This is a genomic window from Bacillus sp. AFS012607 (genome assembly GCF_002558005.1).
Taxonomy (GTDB): domain Bacteria; phylum Bacillota; class Bacilli; order Bacillales; family Bacillaceae_G; genus Bacillus_A; species Bacillus_A thuringiensis_S.
Window position 1 is genome coordinate 376,418 of the sequence record NZ_NTVM01000002.1, and the last position, 22,836, is coordinate 399,253.

The following is a 22,836-nucleotide window of genomic DNA, read 5'->3' on the forward strand; positions in this document are numbered from 1 at the left end:
TTACAAAGAGGCAAAAAGTTCTTTTACTTGTTCATAAGTTGTACACGGATTCCCTCGAAAGACATATGCAATTTGTTCATCACCTAAATCTTTATATACAACTGTCCCGCGATCAGGGTGCGAATAAATAGTCCCCTCCCGCTATACGAGTTCGAGAATATAGACCATTCATCCTCCTAAAACACCCTCACATACCGCTCAGTACAACTTAGCAGCTGACATCCATTCTTTTCAAAAACATCCTTCATCCATTCATTTTGTATATTTGTCTCACCAATATAATAAGATGCACCTATTTCCTTTAAGACAAACAACGCACCTGCAAATAATGCAGCTTCATATCCCTTATTACGCATATTTGGAGTAACTGCGAAGTACATAAGTTTCCCTTCTTCTAACGTACCTCTTTCAATATGCGGGATTACAATTCCTATCGGCTTTTCATCGACATTCGCTGTTAAGCAATGTTCTTTCCATTGCTCACCAATTTCTTGTAGCATCATATGCACAAATTGATCATGAACGACTGGTTCTCCCGTCGCTTCATTCCACAGTGAATAAAAAGCCTCTTCCCCTACTTCTTCAATTAACTTAAAATCAACTTCACTTTCTATATCTTCTACTCCGTATATATCTTTAAATACAATCATGCTTTCCGTAACATATTCAAATGAATACGTTTCAAAACATTTTTTATACACATCATAATTTGGGCTTTTTGAAGAAATTTCAAAATGTAGTTTTTCTAATTCACCTTTTTTAGCTTCAGCAACGCAATATTGCATCATTTCCTCTAATTGCTCTTCTGTAAAAATCTCTGCATTATTTTCTTTTATCATAATAGAAGAAGCACTTCTTCTTATTTTAAAATGTTTTTCTAACTGTTCTATCGTCGTCATATTCTTCCCTCATCTATATCATACTCGAATTTCTAATCGTTCTCCTTGCATGAGCAGGATTGTCCTTGAATATATAGAATACTAGAAAAGATCGCATCTTTAAAGTGCGGAGGAGGTTCTCCAGTGGATATTACAGCATTGCAACAACAGTTAGAGCTTATACAACAAAATGACTATACGCAACTACAGCATATAGACGTAAATGAGTTAACTTTGAACATGCTTCAGTATATCGGAACGACTGATAGCTACGTTCGTTACCAACTTATATATAAATGTTTTGCGCATTTCATTCATCATGAATTCCTTATGGACGATCAGCTGAAATTACTTCTGCAAACTTGTTTAAGTGATGAGTATTTATATTGTGACATTTACTCCCCACATACAGATGGGGTTTTCACACGTTCTTACACTGTTTCGTTAATTGCGTTAATACTCCAATTCGCTAATTCGCACTACTTTTGTACAGAGGAGGATATCGAAGAAATAAAAAATAAACTCATTACATATACAAACTTAGAAACGGATTTTCGAGGCTATATTGAAAACAAAGGATGGGCTCATTGTCTTGCTCACGTATCTGATGCTTTCACCGAAATTGTTCATAATACGTATACGACCTTTGAATGGTACGAAGAATTAATTCATTGTTTATTAAATAAAATTTTTATTCCATCTGACCTTTTTCATAATAATGAAGATGAACGCATTGTTACTCCATTACTAGCAATGCTGTATCATGATTTTCCTCAAAACGAGTTAATTTCTATTATTCATAAAAAAATAAAAAGGCTTCCTCAAATTAGAAAACGCCTTTCACTTAATGAGTATTGTATTTTATGCGCCAACATTAAAACCTTTTTACGCACATTATTTTTCAGAACGAAAGATGACCATAACTTAGCTTTTACAGCGCGTAAAACAGAAAGAATGTTAAAAGAACTCCCTAACTATTATTAAATACAAGGAGCAAAAATATGGGCTACATTGAAGACATGAGAAATCTAGTAGGAAATCATCCACTTATTTTAATAGGATCACATGCCATTATATTAAATGAAAAAGATGAAGTATTACTGCAGCTTCGGACAGATTTTAACCGATGGGGCATTATTGGGGGTGCCTTAGAATATAACGAAACGTTAGAAGGTGCTTTAAAACGAGAAGTATTTGAAGAAACTGGACTTATTATTAAAAATCCAGAACTATTCCGTACATACTCAGGGCCAGATTTCTTTCAAATCTATCCAAACGGCGATCAAGTACATGGTGTACTCGTTGTTTATATTTGCCGCGAATTTCACGGGGAGCTTATATGTGATAAAACTGAGTCAAAAGAATTACGTTTCTTTCCGTTTGATGAGTTACCTAGTACTCTTCATCCAGTCATTGAGGGGATTCTTCGCGATTTTCATCACTCTAATTAAAAATATAAATAAAACAACCTCATTTCCCGTCATTACAACGTGAAATGAGGTTGTTATCGTTCACCGTAAATCCCTATTTCCCCAAAATGATATTAACGCTCTCTTTCTACAACTTTATATCCCTTTATAAAAAGGATAGTTATATAAGAAACAATAAATGAAAGAATAGTATACATGCCAACCCAAAAGAAAAATGCTGGATCGTGCACTGTAACACTTAACATAAGAAAAATAAGAAATGTTACAATTGGCATCGCGTAAAATGTACCTACTTTATATGTCACAGCTATTGAAAAAATACAAATAAGCAATGGATATATACAGAAAATAAAAATGATTTCACTCAATGTTATGTCCCCCTTTCTGCAGAAATAATAGGTTTCTCGTAAACATTTGGGGGAACAATAAAATTTTATTTTTTATTAGTAAATATAATGTTAGATTGTTATCTCAATCTGATTCCCTTCAGGATCACTTACTACACTTTCATAGTAACCATCCCCTGTAGTTCGTGGGCCGTTTAACACAGGGTACCCTGCTTCTCTTAATGTATGAGTTAATTCGTTCACCTTTTCTTTATTACCTACAGAAAAAGCAATATGCGCATATCCTACTGTTTGTGTTTTTATTTTATCGTCTATCCCTACTTGTCTCATAAGTTCTAGACGCGCACCACCTTCAAAAGTTATGAAATAAGATTCAAACTGCTTTTTCGGATTGTGATATAAGCTATTTTCTTCACCACCGAAGTACTGTTTATAGAAATCACACATTCCTTCTAAATCATTCACCCAAATTGCTACATGTTCAATTTTCATAATCGACACCTTTTCTTTTATGTTATTCAACTGGCAATTGGATGCTTCATTGCCAGTACATTTAATTTTCTTTATTTGTTCTCGTAATCATAAGATCAAGTCCAAGGCTTTTTAACCCATATAAATAATCTTCTTTCCAGTTGCTCACTGTTATTTTCGGAATATGTTCTGCCGGAATGTACTGCGGACAACTTTTTACAATTTGATCTATTACAAATTGATTCACTTCATCATCACAGAAGATAAACGTATGAGGGTTAATAATAGCTATACATGTAGCTATTAAACGAGTAATAGCATCTATATTATATTCCTCTGAATTATGCGAATCCCCACTTCTCAAAGCTTGTAAGAAATTTTTATTATCATACTGCGGAACGAAAGATATCTCTCCTGAGAAAAATGTACTTCCGCGTACGACATCTCCATTTACCATAATCCCCGCACCTGGGCCATTTTGACCTGAATACAAATATACAAGAGAGGAATTGTCATTATTCCTCGTGTTTTTATGATACCCGAGCACTGCAGCATTCATATCGTTTTCTATTACTACTGGTATAGAAAACAGTTCCTCAAAGTGACTTTTCAAATTAAAATTTTGAAACTTTTCATATCCAGGAATATAGAAAATACGCCCATTATCGACCGCACCAGGGACACCAATTGATATAGAACTTATTTTTGGAAACATAGCTATAAGACTTTCTATATGTTCTGTTAATACGCTTAGTCCCGCATCAATTAATGCACTTGAAGTACTCCCTTGTTCTTTTACTTCCCCTAAACAGTTAAAAATTGTATAATTCGTCTCATTTTTTTCTAAAAATATCGCTAATCCTAACATATATTCTGGATTATACGCATATCGTTTCGCTCTTCTTCCGCCACTTGAATCATCTAAACCGACTAAAGTGACTTCACCATCTTGTTTCATATTTTCTATAAATTTACTTATCGTTGGAAAACTAATTTCTAATGTATTACTAAGTTCAACTTTCGTCGCACTTCCTTGCTCTAGAAGAGCCGTACGAATGCCGCGAAGGATCGTCTCTTTAATTGATTTTTGAGTAACAAATTGTTCACTCAAATCGCTCACCACCTTAATCAACATACTTATTAAACACTTTTAATAAGTTGCGTTGACAATATATCATACATCATTTTCTAAAGCAATAGAGATGATATATTTCCGCTGCATGCAATCCTTATTTAGCTCGGTGTATTCTCTCTTGTAATAGACGATACAATTCCAGACAAAAGAACAAATAATAAAACCGCTAGCAAGGCATTACGTATTCCGAATGCTTCCCCAAGTATCCCTAAAAATGGTGGTCCGACTAAAAAGGCTGTATAACCAATGATAGAAACTGCAGCAACATTAGAAGTCGCATTTTCACGGTCATCTCCAGCAGCTGACAGACCAATTGGGAAACCTAGCGCTGCACCAATCCCCCACAGTACTACACCAAATGCTAGAAAATACGAATTACTCCCAAATATTACGATTGAAATTCCTAGAATCGCCATCATAATAGTGGCACGTACGACAGCGACACGACCGAATCGATCAAGGAAATAGCTGCTACACATACGAGTTAACGTCATTGCTAATACAAAAATTGCGTACATAATAGAACCTGCCACTATACTTTGCTCATGTCCATCTACCATCACGATAGGTAGCCAATCATTTGCACTACCTTCTGCAAATGCCATTCCAAGCACAAAAAGACCAATTAAAAGCACCTTTTTTTCCATACGTAAGGAAGTACGCTTCTCTCTCCTTTTGTTCCGCGATTTCTCCTTCTTTCCTGTTCCATGCGGAAGAAAACGATACACCATACATACAAGTAATAGAAATATGACCGAAATCACAAGAAACTGATACAGAATCGGGATGTGAAGCGACGCTGCGACAGAACCACTGAGCGCGCCTACTAAAGTTCCTACACTAAAAAAGCCATGGAATTTCGGAAGAAGAGTTGTTCCTAATTTCTGCTCAATAGAAGAACCTTCTACATTCAATGCGACTTCCGCCAATCCGTAGCCTACTCCAAATACTAGTAAGCTACTAAAAGCCCCCATACTAGAAACAAAATAAATATTTATACCTAAACAAATCAATCCAACAATCATAAAAAACATACTGCCTATAATAACGTCTCTAGCTCCCTTACAGTCAATGAAGCGGCTTGCACTCAGTAAACCAATTATTGAACCAACAGATAGTCCGAACAAAATCCAGCCCATTTCTGCATTTGACACTGCTAACATATCTCGAGTAGTTGCTGTTCTTGAAATCCATGTAGCAAATGCCACACCTGGCAAAGCAAATAAGAGAAAAAGAGCATTTCGAGAGGCAAGTAATCTCTTTTTATGATTGTCCGCACTATATTTCTCCATATGAAACACCTTTCACATTGTCTATACGATAATTTACGAACTGTTGAAAACGCCCTTTATTCTTCTATCGTTTTAATAACTTTAGCTGGATTACCACCAACTACTACATTATGAGGTACATCTTTTGTCACAACTGCCCCTGAAGCAATTACAGCGTTGTCTCCAATTGAAATACCAGGGTTAATAATAGCTCCCCCGCCAACCCAAACATTGTTACCTACCTTTACTGGCTTTCCATATTCTTTACCAGAGTTCCGCTCTACCGGATGCAACGGATGCGTAGCAGTATAAATGTGAACACCTGGTGCAAACATACAATTATCACCGATTCGCACTTCACAAACGTCCAAAATCACACAATTAAAATTTGCGAAAAAGCTCTTTCCAACATGGATATTGTAGCCATAATCACAACGAAAATCAGGATTAATTTGGGCTTTCCCATCAGCTGAAGAACCTAAAAGCTGATTTAATAACGTAAAACGTTTTTCATCTCCTATCTCCATCGCCTCATTATAAAGGCGTGTTAAACGTTTTGCTTCAGTTCTATCAGCTACTAACTCTTCATCATCTGGCATATACATTTCTCCTGCCACCATCTTTTCTTTCTCCGTTTTCATACATTCATCTCCTTTTTTATTGAATGAGATCCACTTATTAAACTTCTTTAATAAGTGACTTAAATTATACTTATTAAACACATTTAATAAGTAACCCTATATTAGCATACTTTTTAACATATGCAACTAATAAGTTTTGAAAAGAAGTGCGAATTCCTTGCTCTACATATCAATATGAAGAATATTATATAGATAAACAAGGGAACGCTCAGCGCCCCCTCTCAAATCCAATCCGTTTTTTAATTTCAGCTAAATTTACCTTCGCGATTTCTCTTGCCCGCTCAGCACCTTTTTCTAACGCTTCGTATAATAAATTTGGCTCATTCATATACCTAGCGTATTTCTCACGAGGTCCAGCTAACTCACGATCTACAACGCGAAACAACTCTTTTTTCACATCACCCCATCCGATTCCAGTCTCATATTTTTCACGGATCGACTGTATTTCAGCCTCTGTCGCAAATTCTTTATAAATTATAAATAACGTTTCTAGTTCTTTCGGTTCATTCGGAAGTGAAGAATCTGTTTTGATTTTAAATATTAACTTTCGTAGTTTTTCTTTCTCTGCAAATAATGGGATTACATTCCCGTAACTTTTACTCATCTTTCTTCCATCAAGTCCTAGTAATATTGCTCCTTCTTCTTGTATGACATACTCCGGAAGTGTAAATGTCGTGCCGAATGTATGCTTAAAATACGTCGCAATATCACGTGCAATTTCAATATGCTGAATTTGATCTTTCCCAACTGGTACATGAGTAGCTTGAAATAGTAATATATCCGCCGCCATTAAGATCGGATACGTATATAATCCCATATTCACTCCTGCATCTATCTCTAAACCCGCTTCTTTATTTTGCTCCACCTTCGCTTTATACGCATGAGCACGGTTCATAAGTCCTTTCGGAGTTAAGCAAGCTAATATCCAAGCTAATTCTAGAATCTCCGGCACTTCTGTTTGTCTATAAAAAATAACATCTTCCCCAAGTCCAAGCGATAACCAAGTAGCTGCTACCTCTTTCGTATAACTGCTGAACTTTTCTGAATCATGCACAGCATTTAATGCATGATAATCAGCTATAAAGTACAATGCTTTTCCTTCATTATTCTTTAACATTTGTAATGCAGGTTTAATCGCGCCAATATAATTTCCTAAATGCGGATAACCTGTCGGCTTAATTCCTGTTAACATTATTTTTTCACTCACACTAACTCCTCCTTTCTCAAAATAAAAAGAGCCTCTCATCCTTAAAAAGGACGAGAAACTCCCGCGGTACCACCTTAATTAGCTATCATTATAGCTCACTTCAACTTCTTAACGTGAAGTAACCGTCTTTACCTACTCATTTCAGTTAGAAGCTCCAAAGCCCATTCCATATTCATCCCTTACTGATTCTCACCACATATCAGCTCTCTGAAAAGTTTCGAATATGTACTCTTCTCTTTCATTGCTTTTTCGTTATTTTTTTACAGTTTATCACATTCCACTTCCAAACAAACCCGAATTTTCTATTTTATATAGCAGGAATTTCCACTTCAATTGTCTAATCTTATATAGGTTTGCAGAAATATTCAAAACAACTTTGGAGGTTTTTTCATGGTAAAATATATATCCATTTTAGGTTCCACAGGATCCATCGGCACATCTGCATTAGATGTTATTTCAGCTCATCCTGAACATTTCAAAATCGTCGGTTTAACCGCAAATTATAACATTGATCTTCTTGAGCAACAAATCAAAACGTTTCAACCTCGTATTGTAAGCGTTGCGACAAAAGACTTAGCAGACACGCTTCGTACGCGTATTTCAGCAAATACAAAAATCACACACGGGACTGATGGCTTAATTGCAGTAGCTACTCACCCTGATTCAAATCTTGTATTAAGTTCTGTTGTCGGTGTTTCAGGATTACTCCCAACAATTGAAGCATTAAAAGCGAAGAAAGATATCGCTATTGCTAATAAAGAAACTTTAGTTGCAGCTGGACATATCGTAACTGAACTAGCGAAACAAAACGGATGTCGCTTAATTCCAGTAGATAGTGAGCATTCAGCTATTTTCCAATGTTTAAACGGAGAAAATAATAAAGAGATTGAGAAGTTAATTGTAACAGCTTCCGGTGGTGCTTTTCGTGATAAAACACGTGAAGAAATGCAAACGTTACAAGCTAAGGACGCTTTAAAACATCCAAACTGGTTAATGGGCGCAAAACTAACGATTGATTCTGCCACATTAATGAATAAAGGATTCGAAGTAATGGAAGCGAGATGGCTATTTGATATTCCGTATGAAAAAATTGATGTAATGATTCATAAAGAAAGCATCATTCATTCTTTAGTAGAATTTATTGATGGATCAGTTATGGCACAGCTCGGTGCTCCTGATATGAGAATGCCTATTCAATATGCGTTTCACTATCCTACTCGGCTACCTTCTTCCTATAAAAAATTAAATTTATTAGAAATCAGTAGTTTACATTTTGAAAAACCAGATTTAGAGAAGTTCCCTTGTCTACAATACGCATATGAATGTGGCAAAATCGGTGGTACTACTCCCGCTGTATTAAATGCAGCAAATGAAATTGCGAATGCACGATTCTTAAAAAATGAAATTGTCTTTTTCGATATTGAAAAAACAATTTACAAAACAGTTGAAGCTCATCATAACGTAAAAGACCTTTCACTAGATGCTATATTAGAAGCGGATCAATGGGCGCGCCAATATGCAAATGAATTGTTAATAAAAAAGAGCTAAAACAGTTCCCACTGTTTTAGCTCTTTTTTCACGTATTCAACTTAATAAATCTATAACCGTGCGTAACTAACACTTTTAATATCGCGTATCCTGGAATGGCTAAAATAATGCCCATAATCCCGAATAAGTTTCCGGCAGTTAAAATGATAAATATGATTGTAATTGGGTGAATATCTAGCTTTTTCCCCATTACTTGAGGAGAAATAAATTTACCTTCTGCTAATTGTACAACCATCATAACAATGATTACTTTTAACACCATTGCTGGCGAGTCAATAAATGCGATAATTAACGCTGGTGTAATAGCAATAATTGGTCCTACGTACGGAACGATATTTACAATCATCGCTAAAATCGCAAGTAGTACCGCATATTTAATACCGATAATAAGATAACCGATTAATAGCATAATACCGATAAACAAGCTCACGATAATTTGCCCTCTAATATACGAGCTAATCGCATAGTGCATATCATCTAGTATTCTCATTGCTGCTGGTTGTCTTTGTTCTGAAATGAATTTTAAGAAGTGATTCGGCAATTGTTCGCCATCTTTTAAAAGATAGAACAATATAAATGGAACCATTACAAATGTTAAAACAACCTCTGTAACAGTACTCAAGAATCCAGTTACATTCCCAGTTACTGATGATAATGACTTTGTAAAATCAACTGTATAGTCTTTTACCATATTCGCAACATTAATATTTAAATTCTCCTGAATTTTACCAAGTAAATTACTTTCCCCGAATCTACGCGCTGCTTGTTCAATCTCATGGCCAAAGTACGGTAAGTTATCAATTAATGCATCAATTTGATCTTTAATAATAGGGATAACAGTTACAACTAAAAACACAAATAATCCGATTACTATTAAGTATATTGAGGCTATCGATACGATTCTTGAAACACCTTTCTTTTCTAAAAGTGAAACGAATGGATGCAAAATATAGAATAGCACGCCTGCCAATAGTACTGGGAAGAAAATTGTTTTTAAAAATACGATAAACGGTGTAAAAACAAATGATATTTTTGTTAGTAATAAAATATTAATAAACAATAACGCAAATCCAAGCAATACCGCCAAATAATTTTGTTCTCTAAAAAACTTTCTTAACTTATCTCTTTTTCTTATATTTATTTTCTCCAATGAAACCACCTCTTCGAATGATGAAAAGCCCTTATTCAGGGCTCTTCATCATAATCTATATCTCTATTTCCTTGCAGCTTTCACTACAAATGATACAATAAGAATTAACACGATTGCACCTAATAATGCCGGCACGACATGAATCCCACCAAATGATGGCCCAAAGGATCCAAATAATCTACCACCTAACGAAGCACCTAATAAACCTGCGATAATATTTCCGAACATACCACCTGGGAAATTTTTACCCGTTATAGAACTAGCAATTGCACCTATAATAGCACCAACTATTAATGTGATAATCCATCCCATTTTTAGTCCTCCATTTCTATTATAGTTTGTATGATTCAATACAAACATATGTATTTATCATTGCTAATCATATTTCACTATAGAAATATATTTACTACTATTTTACATATGGAGATACATATATTATATGCAAAAAAGAAAAATATTGTCAAACTCACCCATAAAGCAATTATATTAATATACCATATTCAAAGGAGGCTTCATTATCTATGATTCTTAAGTTAAATTCCACTTCTTTTGAAGTAGCAACATCCATTTTACAAGTTCAAATTCCAGCCTATAAAGTTGAAGGGGACTACTTAAATAGTACTGCCATACCCCGTTTATATGATACTGTAAACGATATTCAAAGTTGCGTTGAAACATTCTATGGATATTTTTCTGAAAATAAACTTGTCGGCTTTATTTCTTTTGTACAAGAAGAAAAACTAATTGATATCCACAGGTTAGTTGTATCGCCCGATTTTTTTCAAAAAGGAATTGCGACGAAACTCCTAATTTATATATTTAACATGTTCCCTTCTTCTATGACATACATTGTACAAACAGGTAAAGCAAATACCCCTGCTATCGCATTATATAAAAAACACGGCTTCCTTGAAGTAACATACACCGAACTACCTGATGGAATAGTACTTACACAACTAAAAAAAAACAGAAAAAATAAAATAATTTGACTAATCGTTTTATTTATGTTACCTTTTACCTTATAATACCTTTTGCTGAGTCCAAATTTTGGAGCGGGGGAACCAATTTTGTAGCTATGCTACTTGGGGCGAATCTTTTTTTAAGTAGGGAAACTCTCACTTCCCGAGTCCGACAGCTAACCTCGTAAGCGTAATGGGAGAGGAAGGTGCTTTTTGCCTATGTTACACATTTTGCCTCCTTAATTATAAATATGGGATCGATATCAAATAGTCACCTATATTTATAGAAAAGGAGATATGTATTATGTTACGTTTATCTGATCACGCAATAAAAATGATGGAGCAAAGACTTCGACTCGAACAACATCGCACATATCAAGCAAATAAAATTGTAGATAACTTACATCACAAATACTTCTTTCAACATATTTTTCAGCCAAAAAGATAAAGCAAAACTTTAATCAGTGGGGGCATCCCCACTGATTATTAGTTAAACCAATCGGGCTTTTACGGTCCGTTGATCTATCACCTAACTTCTTTACTCTAGCTGAATTTTGTAGCGGGTGTCTTACTGCCCGTTAATGCAGGATAAAAAATTGTTCATTTAACATCAAAAACACAAGGTGTGTCTAAAAAGACATTCCTTGTGTTTTTATATTTCTTATAATATTCTCACTACATTTAAACTTGCCGTAATCGTACCTGCTATTGTAGTCACATGCCCAACACCGAGCGGGCCATTTTGTAATATAAACGTTGAATTTGCACTAGCTACATTTACAAGAAGCGTATTTGAAATAGATGGTTCCAATACTACAGTTGATGTCGTTACATTTTGTATAAAACTCCCTGTTACTTGTGTTCCATTTAATAGTAATCTTACAGATACTACTTCATTCCCACCAGTCGCGTCCCCTTGGAAATAGTAGCTTACTAAATATATTCCTGGCGTCGATACTGTGACAGTTGTAGCACTAGTTAAAGATACACCAGTTCCATATACAGTGGATCCCGAGTTAATTGGAATATTGGCACTTGCTGCAATTGTGCTTGTTGATGTAGAAAAGAAATAGCCACCACCTGTCGATATAGCAGATGATCCTGTTGCTCCAGTTAAGCCGGTTGGACCAGTGGCGCCGGTTGGGCCTGTTACTCCCGTTCCCCCTGTTGCTCCAGTTATTCCTTGTATGCCTTGTATTCCAGTCGGGCCAGTGGCACCAGTCACTCCCGTCTGGCCGGTTGCTCCCGTCGAACCTGTTATCCCTTGGAGACCTTGGATTCCTTGAAGACCTTGGGGACCCGTTTCTCCAGTCGGGCCGGTTGCTCCCGTTGGACCCGTTATCCCTTGGGGACCTTGGATTCCTTGAAGACCTTGGGGACCCGTTTCTCCAGTCGGGCCGGTTGCTCCCGTTGGACCCATTTCTCCTTGTGATCCTTGAATTCCTTGAGGACCTTGGGGACCCGTTTCTCCAGTCGGACCGGTTGCTCCTGTTGGACCGGTTGGGCCCGCCTGGCCGGTTATTCCTTGTAGACCTTGAGGGCCGGTTGGACCAGTTGGGCCGATTGGACCTTGCACTCCTTGTATCCCCTGAATTCCTTGGGGACCAGTTGGACCAATCGGACCTTGGATTCCCTGAATTCCTTGAGGACCCGTTGCCCCTGTCGGACCTGTTGGACCTTGGGGACCTTGCACTCCTTGTATTCCTTGAGGACCGGTTGGGCCTATACTTCCTTGCGGTCCCTGGATACCTTGTATTCCTTGAGGACCGGTTGGGCCTGTTATGCCACTCGGACCTTGTACGCCTTGCACTCCTTGTGGGCCAGTTGGGCCACTCGGACCTTGTACGCCTTGTAGACCTTGTAAACCAGTTGGACCTGTCGCTCCCCTTACTCCTTGCTCACCTTGTATACCTTGAACCCCTTGTGGGCCGGTTGGACCGATTGGACCCTGTGCCCCTTGCACTCCTTGGGGACCTGTCGGACCGGTTGGGCCGATTGAGCCTTGTAATCCTTGTAGACCTTGCGGACCTGTCGGGCCGGTTACTCCTTGTATCCCTTGTGGACCTTGAATGCCTTGGTCACCCGTTGGACCTGTTGCCCCCATCGGCCCCTGTACCCCTTGCAAACCTGTTAAACCGGTTGCTCCTGTTGGACCCTGTATTCCTTGCACTCCTTGGATTCCTGTTGCTCCTGTTGCTCCTGTCGCCCCTGTTGCCCCTGTTGCTCCTGTCGCCCCTGTTGCCCCTGTTGCTCCTGTCGGACCAGTTGGACCCCCTGGTGATCCTGCTGGACCGGTTGGACCGGTTGGGCCTCCCGGAGGACCGGTTGGACCGGTTGCTCCTGTTGGACCCGTTGCAGAACCAGTCGGACCGGTTATCCCAGTTGATCCGGTTGATCCAGTTGGACCTGGATCCCCTTGTAAACCAGTTGCCCCTGTCGGACCGATTACACCTTGCACTCCTTGGATTCCTTGAGAACCGGTTGGACCTACCTGCCCCATTTCTCCCTGGGGACCTTGTAAACCTTGAACACCAGTTTCCCCTTGTGGCCCCATTGGCCCCTGTTCCCCTTGGATTCCTTGAGAACCTGTTGGGCCTGTTGGACCAATTAGACCCTGTATTCCTTGTATTCCTGTTATACCTTGTAAACCACTACTTCCTAAATTACCTTGAACACCTTGTATACCAGTATTTCCAGTCGGACCTGTTGGACCATTGTCCCCTTGCACTCCTTGTATACCTTGTATTCCTGTTGGACCTGTCGGACCGACTTCCCCTTGCATTCCTTGTATGCCTTGTATTCCTGTTGAACCTGTTGGACCGATTGGACCAGGAATTCCTTGTATCCCCTGAATACCAGTTGGACCTGTCGGACCTCTTTCGCCTTGAATTCCTTGAACACCTTGTATTCCCTGTGGGCCTTGTTCTCCCATAGGTCCTTGACTACCTTGAGAGCCTTGTGGTCCAGTTAAACCTGTTGGACCTGTTGGACCATTTTCTCCCTGTACCCCTTGCACCCCTTGTATTCCTGTCGGACCTGTTGGACCGATTGGACCTTGTACGCCTTGTATTCCCTGCGGTCCAGTTGGTCCACCTAAAGCACCTGTTGGACCGGTTGGTCCAGTGGGCCCCGTAATACCTGGCGGCGGAAAAGGAATAGGTGCTTGAAACTTACTACACTTATCTTGATTCTTCACAAGCATCTCCTCCCGTTTGTAACGCATCAAACTATTTGTAATATGTTTAAGCTAGCTGTTATTACTCCCGCTAATGTCGTTACATGCCCAATAGCTAATGGACCATTTTGTAATGACAAAGTGGAATTTGGAGAAGTAACTTCAATTACCATCGTATTTGAAATCGCTGGTTCTAATATAAAATTACCTTTTGTAACATAAAGAATAAAACTCCCTGCGACTTGCGTTCCGTTTAAAACAAGCCTTACCGAAATCGTTTCATTCCCCAAAATTGCATCCCCTTGAAAATAATAACTTATTAAATATATCCCTGGCGTACTTAACGTTATAGTTGTCGCATTTGTTAAACTAACTCCTGCTCCAAAAATTGTAGAACCAGAATTAATTGGTATTAGCGCACTCGCTGCAATTGTACTCGTTGCAGTGGAAAAGAAATAACCGCCCCCACTAGGTAAACCAGTCGCTCCAGTCGCTCCTGCTATCCCCGAGAAACCTATTGATCCTACATTACCAGTTGCGCCTGTTGGTCCAACCGCTCCGTTTTGCCCCTGACTACCTTGCGCTCCAACTGGGCCTATACTACCACTAGCACCTGTCACCCCACTTGCTCCAATTGGGCCTTGCAAACCTTGAATTCCTTGTATACCTTGTATTCCTTGCGGACCCGTTGCACCTATATCGCCTGTCATTCCTGTTATTCCTTGTATTCCCGTAATCCCTTGAACACCTTGCACACCTTGTGGTCCAGTTGACCCGGTTGCTCCAGTAGCTCCAGTTTCACCCGTTGCACCAGTAATTCCAATATTCCCTTGTGGGCCTTGGGGTCCTTGACTACCTTGTGCCCCTTGGACTCCTTGAGGGCCAGTTATACCGACCTCCCCTGTATTTCCTTGGGGACCTCTAATTCCTTGTGCTCCTGTTGGACCGATTATTCCTTGCACTCCTTGTATTCCTTGCACTCCTTGAACTCCTGTTGGACCCGTTATTCCTTGTAATCCTTGAGGACCTTGCAAACCAATAGCTCCAGTCGGACCGATTATTCCTTGCACTCCTTGAAGACCTTGTGCACCTTGTGCACCCGTCAATCCCGTAGTCCCTTGTATCCCTTGAACTCCTTGAGGACCTTGTGCTCCAGCTGCTCCTGTTTCCCCTTGAATTCCTTGTACTCCTTGTATACCTTGCGCTCCAGCTGGACCAGTTGCTCCTCGGATTCCTTGTTCACCTTGAACTCCTTCCGCTCCTGTAACACCAGCTGGACCGGCTATCCCTTGTACTCCCACCATTCCTTGTGCACCTGTTGGGCCTATTACACCTTGAATACCTTGAATACCTTTAGGGCCTTCTGCACCTGTCGGACCAGTTACTCCACGCGTACCTTGTATTCCTTGAGAACCTTCTGCACCCGTTGGACCCGTTATACCTGGGTTACCTTGAGGACCTTGTGCCCCTTGGACTCCAACTGCTCCAACTACACCTTGGGAACCTTGGACTCCCCTTACACCTTGAGGACCTGTTGGACCTGTTATACCTTGCACTCCTTGCGCTCCAATTGGTCCTATCCCTCCGCTTACACCTGTTGAACCAGTCGCACCCGTTGGACCTGTTGGACCTCCTGGCGGGCCGGGTGGACCTGATGGACCAGTCACTCCACTAGATGGACCAATTGGACCGGTTGTTCCCGTCGGACCACCCGGTGGTCCTTCTGAGCCTTGTGTACCAGTAGGACCAGTTGCTCCTGTTATCCCTCGTACTCCTTTTGCTCCTTGAAAACCTGTGGATCCACTTACTCCTTGTATTCCTTGAACTCCTTGTGGACCTTGAGGGCCTGTTACACCGGTTATTCCCTTTATTCCGCTTATACCTTGAGGACCTTGTATTCCAGTAGAACCAGTTGGTCCTACTACACCTTGTGCCCCTTGATCACCTTGGTGTCCTTGTTCTCCAGTAATTCCTTGTATTCCTTGAGCGCCGTCTTCTCCTTGTATACCAGTAGCCCCTTGCTCTCCTTGTATCCCTTGAACACCTTGAGGACCTTGGGAACCAGTTACCCCTGGAACTCCAGTTACCCCTCTCTCTCCTTGTATTCCTTGTGCCCCCGTTTGTCCTCGCTCACCTACTTCCCCTTGTATTCCTTGTATGCCCTGTATTCCTTGACTACCAGCAGGACCCGTAGCTCCCTGTGTTCCTTCTAATCCTTGTACCCCAATATCACCAATTGGACCTTGGTTTCCGATTAATCCTTGAGCACCTTGGAGGCCAGTTGGACCAGTTATACCTTGCTCTCCGGTATCACCAACAGCTCCTTGTATTCCCTGCGCTCCTGTTGTCCCTCGCGAACCTTGTATTCCCCTGATACCTTGAGGTCCTTGGGGACCAGTTGCTCCCGTCGGTCCAGTCGTCCCTGTTGGACCAACAGGACCTTCATGCCCTCCAGTTGGACCTACAGGGCCACTATTACCTATTGGACCAGTTGCACCTATAAGCGGAAGAGGCAGTGCCACTCCGAATTTTTTGCAATTTTTATGATGACGCACAACAATCCCCCTTCCCTAAAATCATTACACCTTTTATATGAAATGCATTTTTAAAAAAAAAGTACACCTCTGACCTTATTTTTTAAAAATAAAGAAGCCTATCATTTCAACTATTTGAAACGATAGGCTTCTTTTTATAAAACAATTTATTTCCTCGCCTTAATAATAAAAGTAGTTGGTACCATCCTAGCTTTATATAAAGAATAATATTTCGTAGACGGCTCAGCTAGTTCTCCATCAAACGAGCTCGATGGTTCAGGCTCTTCTATTCTCTCAATTATAAAGCCTGCTCTATTTAACTCATTTATATATGTACTTATTTTTCTCTTATATAATATCGCTTGTACATTTTCTCCTTTAAATGTTTCAAACGTAATGGACGTTTCCTCATGATAAGAAGACTTTATAGCAACTTCTTCTGTACCATATTGTAAGTTTGAATATACTGGGTGCTCCCAACTAAAAATAAAACTTTCTCCTGGCTTTAAATAGGAATATATAAACTCTACTGTTTTTCCTAAATTTGAAGTCCAACCTAATGCATAAATGGAATATATAATATCAAAATACCCTTTCTGAATATCTCCTTCTTCTTCCATTGCTCCGCATATTAACTTTGGATTCCAACGCTTTTACGTTTTATTCGCTGTTTTAATTTGTTCACTTGAAAGATCAAGACCCCATACTTCCTCTGCCCTATGCTCTGCCATATATTGCAACGAATGTCCACTTCCACACCCAATATCAAGAACTTTTTTATTTCTAATTGAATCGAACAAATGAATCTCATCTTCAGACGCCGTATACGGACCATATTTCGGTAAACAATCCACTTGAAAGAAATATGGTGCAACTGTATCCCAACACTTTTTGTTTAAAGCTAACATTTGTGTGCCTTCCATATCATTCCCCCCATCCATTTTTCTTTCTCTAATATTACTTACATATCATAACCAGATCGCCCTTTTCTCTTCGCCCGGTAGTTTTTCACTTTTGCAATCGTCCCGCATGCTCTTCCTCCTTCTTCTCCAGCATACATACCGCACCATCTTTTACTTCCATTTCGCGAATAATCATAAAATACCCAGCGACAATCTGGACATGCTTTTAACCTTCCCCACACATTTTCTTGAATTGACATTAACACAATGCTTAGCACTTTTGTATACACATTCTCTTCATATACTGGTTCATATGTAATACCTTTCATATCTTCCTTTATATGTACATGAAATGGGTATTCCTCTAACCATTTTTGCAATGATCCTTCGCCTTCAATTGTCATCCGAATATCTTCTCGAAAACCTCTTAATTCCTCTATCGTATGAAATGGAAACTCTTCATCAAAATATTCTTTCATAAAGAGCTTTATATCTTCTTTTGTTTGCAGCAAATCAATTGGCTCTCTCGTATCGTTTGGTATTCTCCATGTATTTAAAAATTCCCGAATATATTCTAGTTCATTTGGAGCGTTTTGATTCAATTCGATCCACCTTCTTCTTAAAATTTACTTTTTTCTGACTTTATGTATAATTATAGTATAAAATAGTTAACCATCAAATAATTTTACTGGTTACATAATTAGGGGGATTTCTATGAAAAGTTTCTCAACACCGATACGTTTCATGCTTATTTCTTCATTTTTTATGTCTTTTGGGTATTTTGCAGTATACGCATTTTTAGCTATTTATCTATTAACCTTTCTTCATTTTTCTGCTGTCCAAGTAGGAACAGTGTTGACGGTTATGACAATTACATCACGAGTTATCCCATTATTCTCAGGGTTAATTGCTGACAAAATAGGCTATATCATTATGATGATAGCTGGTTTATTTTTGAGAGGAATCGGATTTATCGCTTTAGGAATATGCTCTGATTTCTATACAATTTCTATTTCTTCTGCACTTATTGGCTTCGGAACTGCATTTTACGAACCTGCCGCTCGCGCTATATTTGGCTCACAGCCAGCTCATTTGAGAAAAAATTTATTTACATATTTAAACCTTAGCTTTAATTGCGGTGCAATAATCGGACCAATTGCAGGAGGGTTCTTACTCTTACTCGATCCACTCTACGCTTTCTCTCTAACAGGATCTCTTATGCTGTTATTTGCTTTTATCTTTTCCTTACTTAAAAATCACTTCCATGTCACTACTGAAAACACGTCTATTACATTAGGAATACAGGCCATCTTACAAAACAAGTCTTTCCTTCTGTTTTCCTTTATCATGATTTTCTTCTATATTATGTTTACTCAGCTTACTGTCGCACTTCCACTTCATATGAAAAACATTAGTAATAGCAATCAACTTGCTACACTCGTTATTACGATAAATGCGATAACAGGCGTCATATTTATGGTATTATTCCGAAAATTATTCCACAAATACAACACACTTTCGATTATTAAATACGGTGTTTTATTAATGAGTATTTCCTTTTTACTCATTCCTTTATTTCAACACCCATATTGGCTCTTTATTTGTGTAATTTTATTTACAATCGGTGAAACACTCGTATTACCTAACGCTGATATCGCTATTGCAAATTACAGTAATGAATCATATACAGCCACTTTCTTCGGATTTTATCAACTATCACTCGCATTTGGTTTTATCATCGGTAACTATACCGGGACATCGTTTACATCCAATTTAAACGGAATGTATACACCATGGCTTATTTTCGGCGGAATAGGAGTTATTGGTTTTATTTCACTCCATATTTTAAATATTAAAAAAGGGAGCTCTAAAGAGGATATATACCTATGTAATGAGACGAAACCTCTTTAACACATTACAATTGAAATGGTACCTTTAGACAAGCAACCTATAATAAAAAAATTCGACCATCATACTTGACAGTCGAATCTTTTTATTTTTCATATTCAAGATGATTATGTCTTTTACAACTAAATAAATAGCCCCCCCCTAAATGATAAGTTTCAAATTCTAACCCTGGAACATATCCAGATTTGATACGTTCTATCATTGTTTTATAACAATTATTCTCTTCTGTATATTCCTCAATTAACTCTTTCTTATCTTTTTCTGTCCAGTTTTCTTCTACTTCTTCATTCTGAACATCTTCTATTTCTGATGTTTTCGCTTCGATAGATTCCTGTATAACTTCATTTATACGGGAGAAATTATTAGCTTTATATAGAGCATATACAAACCTACCAATCCAGTTAGGACTTTTCCAAACTTCTTTGTATCCCTTTTCGAACCATTCAATTGCTTCGTTATAGCAATTCAACTCAACATATAAATCTGCTACATGAATTTCTCCTAAAAAATTATCAGATTTCCTGTTAAAAGCATCTAACTTCTCTTTCGCTTCTGTCGTTCGCCCTAAATCAATTAAGCATTTTACATAGCTATACATTATATAGTCCGAATCCCCTGCAACTCGCAAAAAAAATTCCGAAGCTTTTTCTAACTCTCCAAGGTTATAATGCGCTACAGCTACATTGTGAAATGCTTCATCCGATGGTTGCATCGAAATAGATTTTTGCAATACTTCTTTCGCTTCTTCCCATTTTTCTTGTTTCGTGTAAATTTCCCCTAAGATGTTATAAGGAAAGTATGAAGAAGGATTCAACTTAACAACTTCTCTTATTAATTCAAGAGCTTTATCATCATTCTCTTCCTCATAAAAGTACATCCAAGCCAGATTATTGAGAGATTGTACGTCTCTAGATTCATGTACTGCTTGTTGAAACAGTTCCATTGCTTCCTGATATTTATTTTGTTCAAACATTTCAATTGCCTTCTCATTAATGTTCAAATAACTACCTCCGAAGTAAATGAATTCATCTATTCCCTATCATTATTGTAAAATGTAAAAATTATAATTTCTATAAAAAAATTTCTTTCTCTCGTCTACATTTCGATTGAAATAGAAGCTAAAACACACGAATTTACAACAATCAGTAAATTTTTTAATCTCCCTTAAATTGGATATACATCCTGTTTTAATTTACATATTATGGTACAATTAAAAGGGTACTAACTAAACATTTACGCTCCACACTAGTAATCTAGCAATACCAAAATCAAAATTCACATGGAATTGAGGGATGTTATGAAACAGAAATTAGCTGTTCTTCTATTCACCGGAATCATATTATCCGGATGTTCAGCTATTGCAGGAAATTCTTTAGAAACTGGAAACGGCAGTATGGAATTATTAACACCAACCATTACAACAAAAGATAATGAATTAGAAATTAAGACCGAGGGCATTGATGAAAATAAAGTGACCTTTATTTATGTTGCTAATAAAAAAGTATTGGAACAAAAAATTAATAATGGTGAATCCTACAAGCTTAACATTAAAGATATCGAACACGCTCATAGGACGGACTACAAGCCAAAAGTTCAACTTTTGCAAACAAAAGATGATGATAAAGATGGAGAAATGGTAACCTTTAAACAAGTTAGGTATACAGTTAAAAAAAATTAATTTTATAGGCATTTCATTATAAATGTAACGAACGAAAATTTACTTTTAACAGTGGGTAAATATAAGGGGTGCTAGCATGAAAAGAAGATGGATTTATTGGTGGATTGGTAACATATTTTGGATTATAGCTTTCGGGATATTGACAGCTATCATTTTGCTAAGAGAGGTTGATGGGACCGGTGTTACTCAAACACCTGAGCTGAAATTAATAGCCTTTATCGTTTTATTAATTGCATTTATATTACCAATAATTATTCAAGTTGTATGGTTACTTGTTAATTTAAGAAAGAGTAGAAAAAAATAATACATAAAAAAGAGAGGAATCTTTTTCAAACTTGATTCCTCTCTTTTTATTTTGGGATTATGCCATGCTTTTAAAGCTGCACTACCCCCTTTTCTTTACGATGCATGTTCATCTTTCTTCTTCATTAACGCTCTCTTCTTCATCGCCTTCGTTAAATATCCGCCTTTAAATGAACGGATTTCATAAGAAGACATAAACGCTTTCGGTGCAATTTTATTAATGATTTCTAACAGTTCTTTCTCTCTAGAGCGCTTTGCAACGATATCTAAGCGATAACGTATAGAATTAATTCCTTCGCCTTCAAATACCGTAACACCAAATCCAGAGTGACGTAGTTCATCTACTAATTCATTACAACGGTCTAGTAAACTAACTTGATACGTAATATAACCAATTGCTAATTTATTCTCTATATAACCGCCTAATAAAAGTCCTGTACTAAAGCCAATGACATAGGCAACGATGTTCATCCAATTTGATAAATCTTGAAACACAATACCTAAACTGACAATGTAAATAGCTCCTTCTAACAATCCAACACCAGCAGCGGATCTTGTTTGATTCTTTACAAGCAAAATCGTACGGATTGTTAAAATTGGAACATAAATAATTTGAAGCACAAAAATAAGTAACGCTTGTAACATTGGTATCCACCTCTTTCAAAAAGTCTTTTGTCATAATAACATACATAACCTTTAGAAATCGATGGGTTTTTAAATTTTTTTACATTATTTTTCATACTATTGAAAAACGAAAAAAAGAAGCGTATTATATTTGTCGTAAAATTGATTCCTTTCATTAGCTCACTTAAACACAAAAAAGGAACCCCATTAGGCCCCTTTCATCATAGCTCTATGTTTTTCGAAGCATGTTCCCTTTGCTTCTCTTCCTCTTCCTCTTTCACTAACTGCATATTCGCATAAGCTAAATTTGCAATCATTAAAAAGTGACCACCTAAAATGCCTGTACCAAATGCCCACATTTCCATTTCATGCTCAATTTCATACATGATGATTGCTCCTAAAATGGCAGCTGCAAATCGGTTTAGAACTCCTAACCCAGGAGCCTTTTCCTTCATTACGATACTTTTTCCGAGTTTCTCCACCCTGCGAGCTAATAACCAAAGACAATAGGCGCTTACTGCTAATCCAATACCAAACCCTGTCACTTGTTTTCCAAACGGAGTAATCGTCCACATAAGTAGTAAACCACTAAAGATCACATACAATTGTAATCGATATACACGTAAGGCTTCTTGAATCAAAATATCCGCTCCTAAGTTCTCATTTTTTGTACTT

At 38.0% G+C, this 22,836-nt stretch carries 23 protein-coding genes, 1 pseudogene, 1 riboswitch and 1 other annotated feature; of the genes and pseudogenes, 8 read left to right on the forward strand and 16 right to left on the reverse strand.

From position 1 onward, the window contains the following. Window positions 1-176: 176 nt before the first annotated feature. A complete protein-coding gene (locus CN409_RS02320) occupies window positions 177-899 on the reverse strand; it encodes a GNAT family N-acetyltransferase (protein ID WP_086396917.1) in 723 nt (240 codons plus the stop codon). Between the two features lie 123 nt (window positions 900-1,022). Here CN409_RS02320 and CN409_RS02325 point away from each other — a divergent pair, with 123 nt between their 5' ends. Together CN409_RS02325 and CN409_RS02330 are read left to right on the forward strand one after the other, a co-directional pair. Then, window positions 1,023-1,862, forward strand: a complete 840-nt coding sequence (locus CN409_RS02325) for a DUF2785 domain-containing protein (RefSeq protein ID WP_000355454.1) — start codon at window positions 1,023-1,025, stop codon at window positions 1,860-1,862. Window positions 1,863-1,879: 17 nt separating this feature from the next. Further along, entirely contained in the window at window positions 1,880-2,329 is a 450-nt protein-coding gene (locus CN409_RS02330) for an NUDIX hydrolase (RefSeq protein WP_000540466.1), read from the forward strand. A gap of 92 nt (window positions 2,330-2,421) precedes the next feature. On the opposite strand, the gene CN409_RS02335 is transcribed toward CN409_RS02330, so the two are convergent. From CN409_RS02335 to CN409_RS02360, 6 genes are all read right to left on the reverse strand, one after another. Then, on the reverse strand, window positions 2,422-2,676 hold the full coding sequence (locus CN409_RS02335) for a YbeF family protein (RefSeq protein WP_001289513.1): 255 nt from the start codon (window positions 2,674-2,676) through the stop codon (window positions 2,422-2,424). A gap of 90 nt (window positions 2,677-2,766) precedes the next feature. Further along, window positions 2,767-3,147: a VOC family protein gene (locus CN409_RS02340; protein WP_000687550.1), complete on the reverse strand. Its 381-nt coding sequence runs from the start codon at window positions 3,145-3,147 to the stop codon at window positions 2,767-2,769. A gap of 61 nt (window positions 3,148-3,208) precedes the next feature. After that, entirely contained in the window at window positions 3,209-4,237 is a 1,029-nt protein-coding gene (locus CN409_RS02345) for an ROK family transcriptional regulator (RefSeq protein WP_000003031.1), read from the reverse strand. A 122-nt stretch (window positions 4,238-4,359) separates the two neighbouring features. Beyond that, window positions 4,360-5,553, reverse strand: coding sequence for an MFS transporter (locus CN409_RS02350; RefSeq protein WP_000417593.1), 1,194 nt, complete (start codon window positions 5,551-5,553; stop codon window positions 4,360-4,362). A 56-nt stretch (window positions 5,554-5,609) separates the two neighbouring features. Then, window positions 5,610-6,173, reverse strand: coding sequence for a maltose acetyltransferase domain-containing protein (locus CN409_RS02355; protein WP_000845634.1), 564 nt, complete (start codon window positions 6,171-6,173; stop codon window positions 5,610-5,612). Window positions 6,174-6,381: 208 nt separating this feature from the next. Beyond that, window positions 6,382-7,380: a tryptophan--tRNA ligase gene (locus CN409_RS02360; RefSeq protein WP_017763422.1), complete on the reverse strand. Its 999-nt coding sequence runs from the start codon at window positions 7,378-7,380 to the stop codon at window positions 6,382-6,384. 43 nt (window positions 7,381-7,423) lie between these two features. Beyond that, window positions 7,424-7,631, reverse strand: a binding site (T-box leader). 139 nt (window positions 7,632-7,770) lie between these two features. Here CN409_RS02360 and CN409_RS02365 point away from each other — a divergent pair. Continuing rightward, a complete protein-coding gene (locus tag CN409_RS02365; RefSeq protein ID WP_000241772.1) occupies window positions 7,771-8,928 on the forward strand; it encodes a 1-deoxy-D-xylulose-5-phosphate reductoisomerase in 1,158 nt (385 codons plus the stop codon). Between the two features lie 28 nt (window positions 8,929-8,956). On the opposite strand, the gene CN409_RS02370 is transcribed toward CN409_RS02365, so the two are convergent. Both CN409_RS02370 and CN409_RS02375 read right to left on the reverse strand, forming a co-directional pair. After that, window positions 8,957-10,078, reverse strand: a complete 1,122-nt coding sequence (locus CN409_RS02370; protein WP_140153343.1) for an AI-2E family transporter — start codon at window positions 10,076-10,078, stop codon at window positions 8,957-8,959. Between the two features lie 63 nt (window positions 10,079-10,141). After that, the gene (locus CN409_RS02375) at window positions 10,142-10,390 is read right to left on the reverse strand and encodes a GlsB/YeaQ/YmgE family stress response membrane protein (protein ID WP_000539733.1); all 249 of its coding nucleotides are present in this window, start codon (window positions 10,388-10,390) and stop codon (window positions 10,142-10,144) included. A gap of 209 nt (window positions 10,391-10,599) precedes the next feature. Here CN409_RS02375 and CN409_RS02380 point away from each other — a divergent pair, with 209 nt between their 5' ends. Both CN409_RS02380 and CN409_RS31680 read left to right on the forward strand, forming a co-directional pair. Next, window positions 10,600-11,067, forward strand: a complete 468-nt coding sequence (locus CN409_RS02380) for a GNAT family N-acetyltransferase (protein ID WP_016098737.1) — start codon at window positions 10,600-10,602, stop codon at window positions 11,065-11,067. Window positions 11,068-11,100: 33 nt separating this feature from the next. Next, window positions 11,101-11,244: riboswitch (cyclic di-AMP (ydaO/yuaA leader) on the forward strand. Between the two features lie 97 nt (window positions 11,245-11,341). Continuing rightward, a complete protein-coding gene (locus CN409_RS31680; RefSeq protein WP_000945244.1) occupies window positions 11,342-11,485 on the forward strand; it encodes a hypothetical protein in 144 nt (47 codons plus the stop codon). Between the two features lie 213 nt (window positions 11,486-11,698). Here the strand turns inward: CN409_RS31680 and CN409_RS02390 are convergent, their stop codons facing one another. The 4 genes and pseudogenes from CN409_RS02390 to CN409_RS02410 form a co-directional block, all read right to left on the reverse strand. After that, entirely contained in the window at window positions 11,699-14,239 is a 2,541-nt protein-coding gene (locus CN409_RS02390) for a BC_3345 family exosporium-associated protein (protein WP_097981016.1), read from the reverse strand. A gap of 20 nt (window positions 14,240-14,259) precedes the next feature. Next, a complete protein-coding gene (locus CN409_RS02395; protein ID WP_140159758.1) occupies window positions 14,260-16,767 on the reverse strand; it encodes a collagen-like protein in 2,508 nt (835 codons plus the stop codon). 146 nt (window positions 16,768-16,913) lie between these two features. Further along, a pseudogene (locus CN409_RS32225) lies at window positions 16,914-17,669 on the reverse strand (class I SAM-dependent methyltransferase). A 38-nt stretch (window positions 17,670-17,707) separates the two neighbouring features. After that, window positions 17,708-18,250: a CGNR zinc finger domain-containing protein gene (locus tag CN409_RS02410; protein WP_141527677.1), complete on the reverse strand. Its 543-nt coding sequence runs from the start codon at window positions 18,248-18,250 to the stop codon at window positions 17,708-17,710. Between the two features lie 112 nt (window positions 18,251-18,362). On the opposite strand from CN409_RS02410, the gene CN409_RS02415 reads away from it, so the two are divergent. Continuing rightward, window positions 18,363-19,559: an MDR family MFS transporter gene (locus tag CN409_RS02415; RefSeq protein ID WP_097981019.1), complete on the forward strand. Its 1,197-nt coding sequence runs from the start codon at window positions 18,363-18,365 to the stop codon at window positions 19,557-19,559. A gap of 82 nt (window positions 19,560-19,641) precedes the next feature. Here CN409_RS02415 and CN409_RS02420 read toward each other — a convergent pair whose 3' ends face one another. Next, window positions 19,642-20,556 carry a tetratricopeptide repeat protein gene (locus CN409_RS02420; protein WP_086396926.1) on the reverse strand — a complete coding sequence of 305 codons (915 nt, stop codon included), beginning with the start codon at window positions 20,554-20,556 and terminating at the stop codon, window positions 19,642-19,644. Between the two features lie 297 nt (window positions 20,557-20,853). Here CN409_RS02420 and CN409_RS02425 point away from each other — a divergent pair, with 297 nt between their 5' ends. Next, on the forward strand, window positions 20,854-21,234 hold the full coding sequence (locus CN409_RS02425) for a hypothetical protein (RefSeq protein ID WP_000810640.1): 381 nt from the start codon (window positions 20,854-20,856) through the stop codon (window positions 21,232-21,234). Window positions 21,235-21,310: 76 nt separating this feature from the next. Then, window positions 21,311-21,538: a DUF3923 family protein gene (locus tag CN409_RS02430; RefSeq protein ID WP_000830329.1), complete on the forward strand. Its 228-nt coding sequence runs from the start codon at window positions 21,311-21,313 to the stop codon at window positions 21,536-21,538. Between the two features lie 95 nt (window positions 21,539-21,633). On the opposite strand, the gene CN409_RS02435 is transcribed toward CN409_RS02430, so the two are convergent. Then, the gene (locus CN409_RS02435; protein WP_000938443.1) at window positions 21,634-22,182 is read right to left on the reverse strand and encodes a DUF2179 domain-containing protein; all 549 of its coding nucleotides are present in this window, start codon (window positions 22,180-22,182) and stop codon (window positions 21,634-21,636) included. A gap of 200 nt (window positions 22,183-22,382) precedes the next feature. Beyond that, window positions 22,383-22,802, reverse strand: coding sequence for an ATP synthase subunit I (locus CN409_RS02440; protein ID WP_000613871.1), 420 nt, complete (start codon window positions 22,800-22,802; stop codon window positions 22,383-22,385). Window positions 22,803-22,836: the final 34 nt, after the last annotated feature.

Excerpts from the sequence above, each read along its gene's own strand:
- CN409_RS02375 (WP_000539733.1), bottom strand. The coding sequence starts at position 10,390 with ATGGGATGGATTATCACATTAATAGTTGGTGCTATTATAGGTGCAATT.
- CN409_RS31680 (WP_000945244.1), top strand. The coding sequence starts at position 11,342 with ATGTTACGTTTATCTGATCACGCAATAAAAATGATGGAGCAAAGACTT.
- CN409_RS02330 (WP_000540466.1), top strand. The coding sequence starts at position 1,880 with ATGGGCTACATTGAAGACATGAGAAATCTAGTAGGAAATCATCCACTT.
- CN409_RS02365 (WP_000241772.1), top strand. The coding sequence starts at position 7,771 with ATGGTAAAATATATATCCATTTTAGGTTCCACAGGATCCATCGGCACA.
- CN409_RS02320 (WP_086396917.1), bottom strand. The coding sequence starts at position 899 with ATGACGACGATAGAACAGTTAGAAAAACATTTTAAAATAAGAAGAAGT.
- CN409_RS02380 (WP_016098737.1), top strand. The coding sequence starts at position 10,600 with ATGATTCTTAAGTTAAATTCCACTTCTTTTGAAGTAGCAACATCCATT.
- CN409_RS02415 (WP_097981019.1), top strand. The coding sequence starts at position 18,363 with ATGAAAAGTTTCTCAACACCGATACGTTTCATGCTTATTTCTTCATTT.
- CN409_RS02430 (WP_000830329.1), top strand. The coding sequence starts at position 21,311 with ATGAAAAGAAGATGGATTTATTGGTGGATTGGTAACATATTTTGGATT.
- CN409_RS02390 (WP_097981016.1), bottom strand. The coding sequence starts at position 14,239 with ATGCTTGTGAAGAATCAAGATAAGTGTAGTAAGTTTCAAGCACCTATT.
- CN409_RS02435 (WP_000938443.1), bottom strand. The coding sequence starts at position 22,182 with ATGTTACAAGCGTTACTTATTTTTGTGCTTCAAATTATTTATGTTCCA.
- CN409_RS02425 (WP_000810640.1), top strand. The coding sequence starts at position 20,854 with ATGAAACAGAAATTAGCTGTTCTTCTATTCACCGGAATCATATTATCC.
- CN409_RS02350 (WP_000417593.1), bottom strand. The coding sequence starts at position 5,553 with ATGGAGAAATATAGTGCGGACAATCATAAAAAGAGATTACTTGCCTCT.
- CN409_RS02355 (WP_000845634.1), bottom strand. The coding sequence starts at position 6,173 with ATGAAAACGGAGAAAGAAAAGATGGTGGCAGGAGAAATGTATATGCCA.
- CN409_RS02340 (WP_000687550.1), bottom strand. The coding sequence starts at position 3,147 with ATGAAAATTGAACATGTAGCAATTTGGGTGAATGATTTAGAAGGAATG.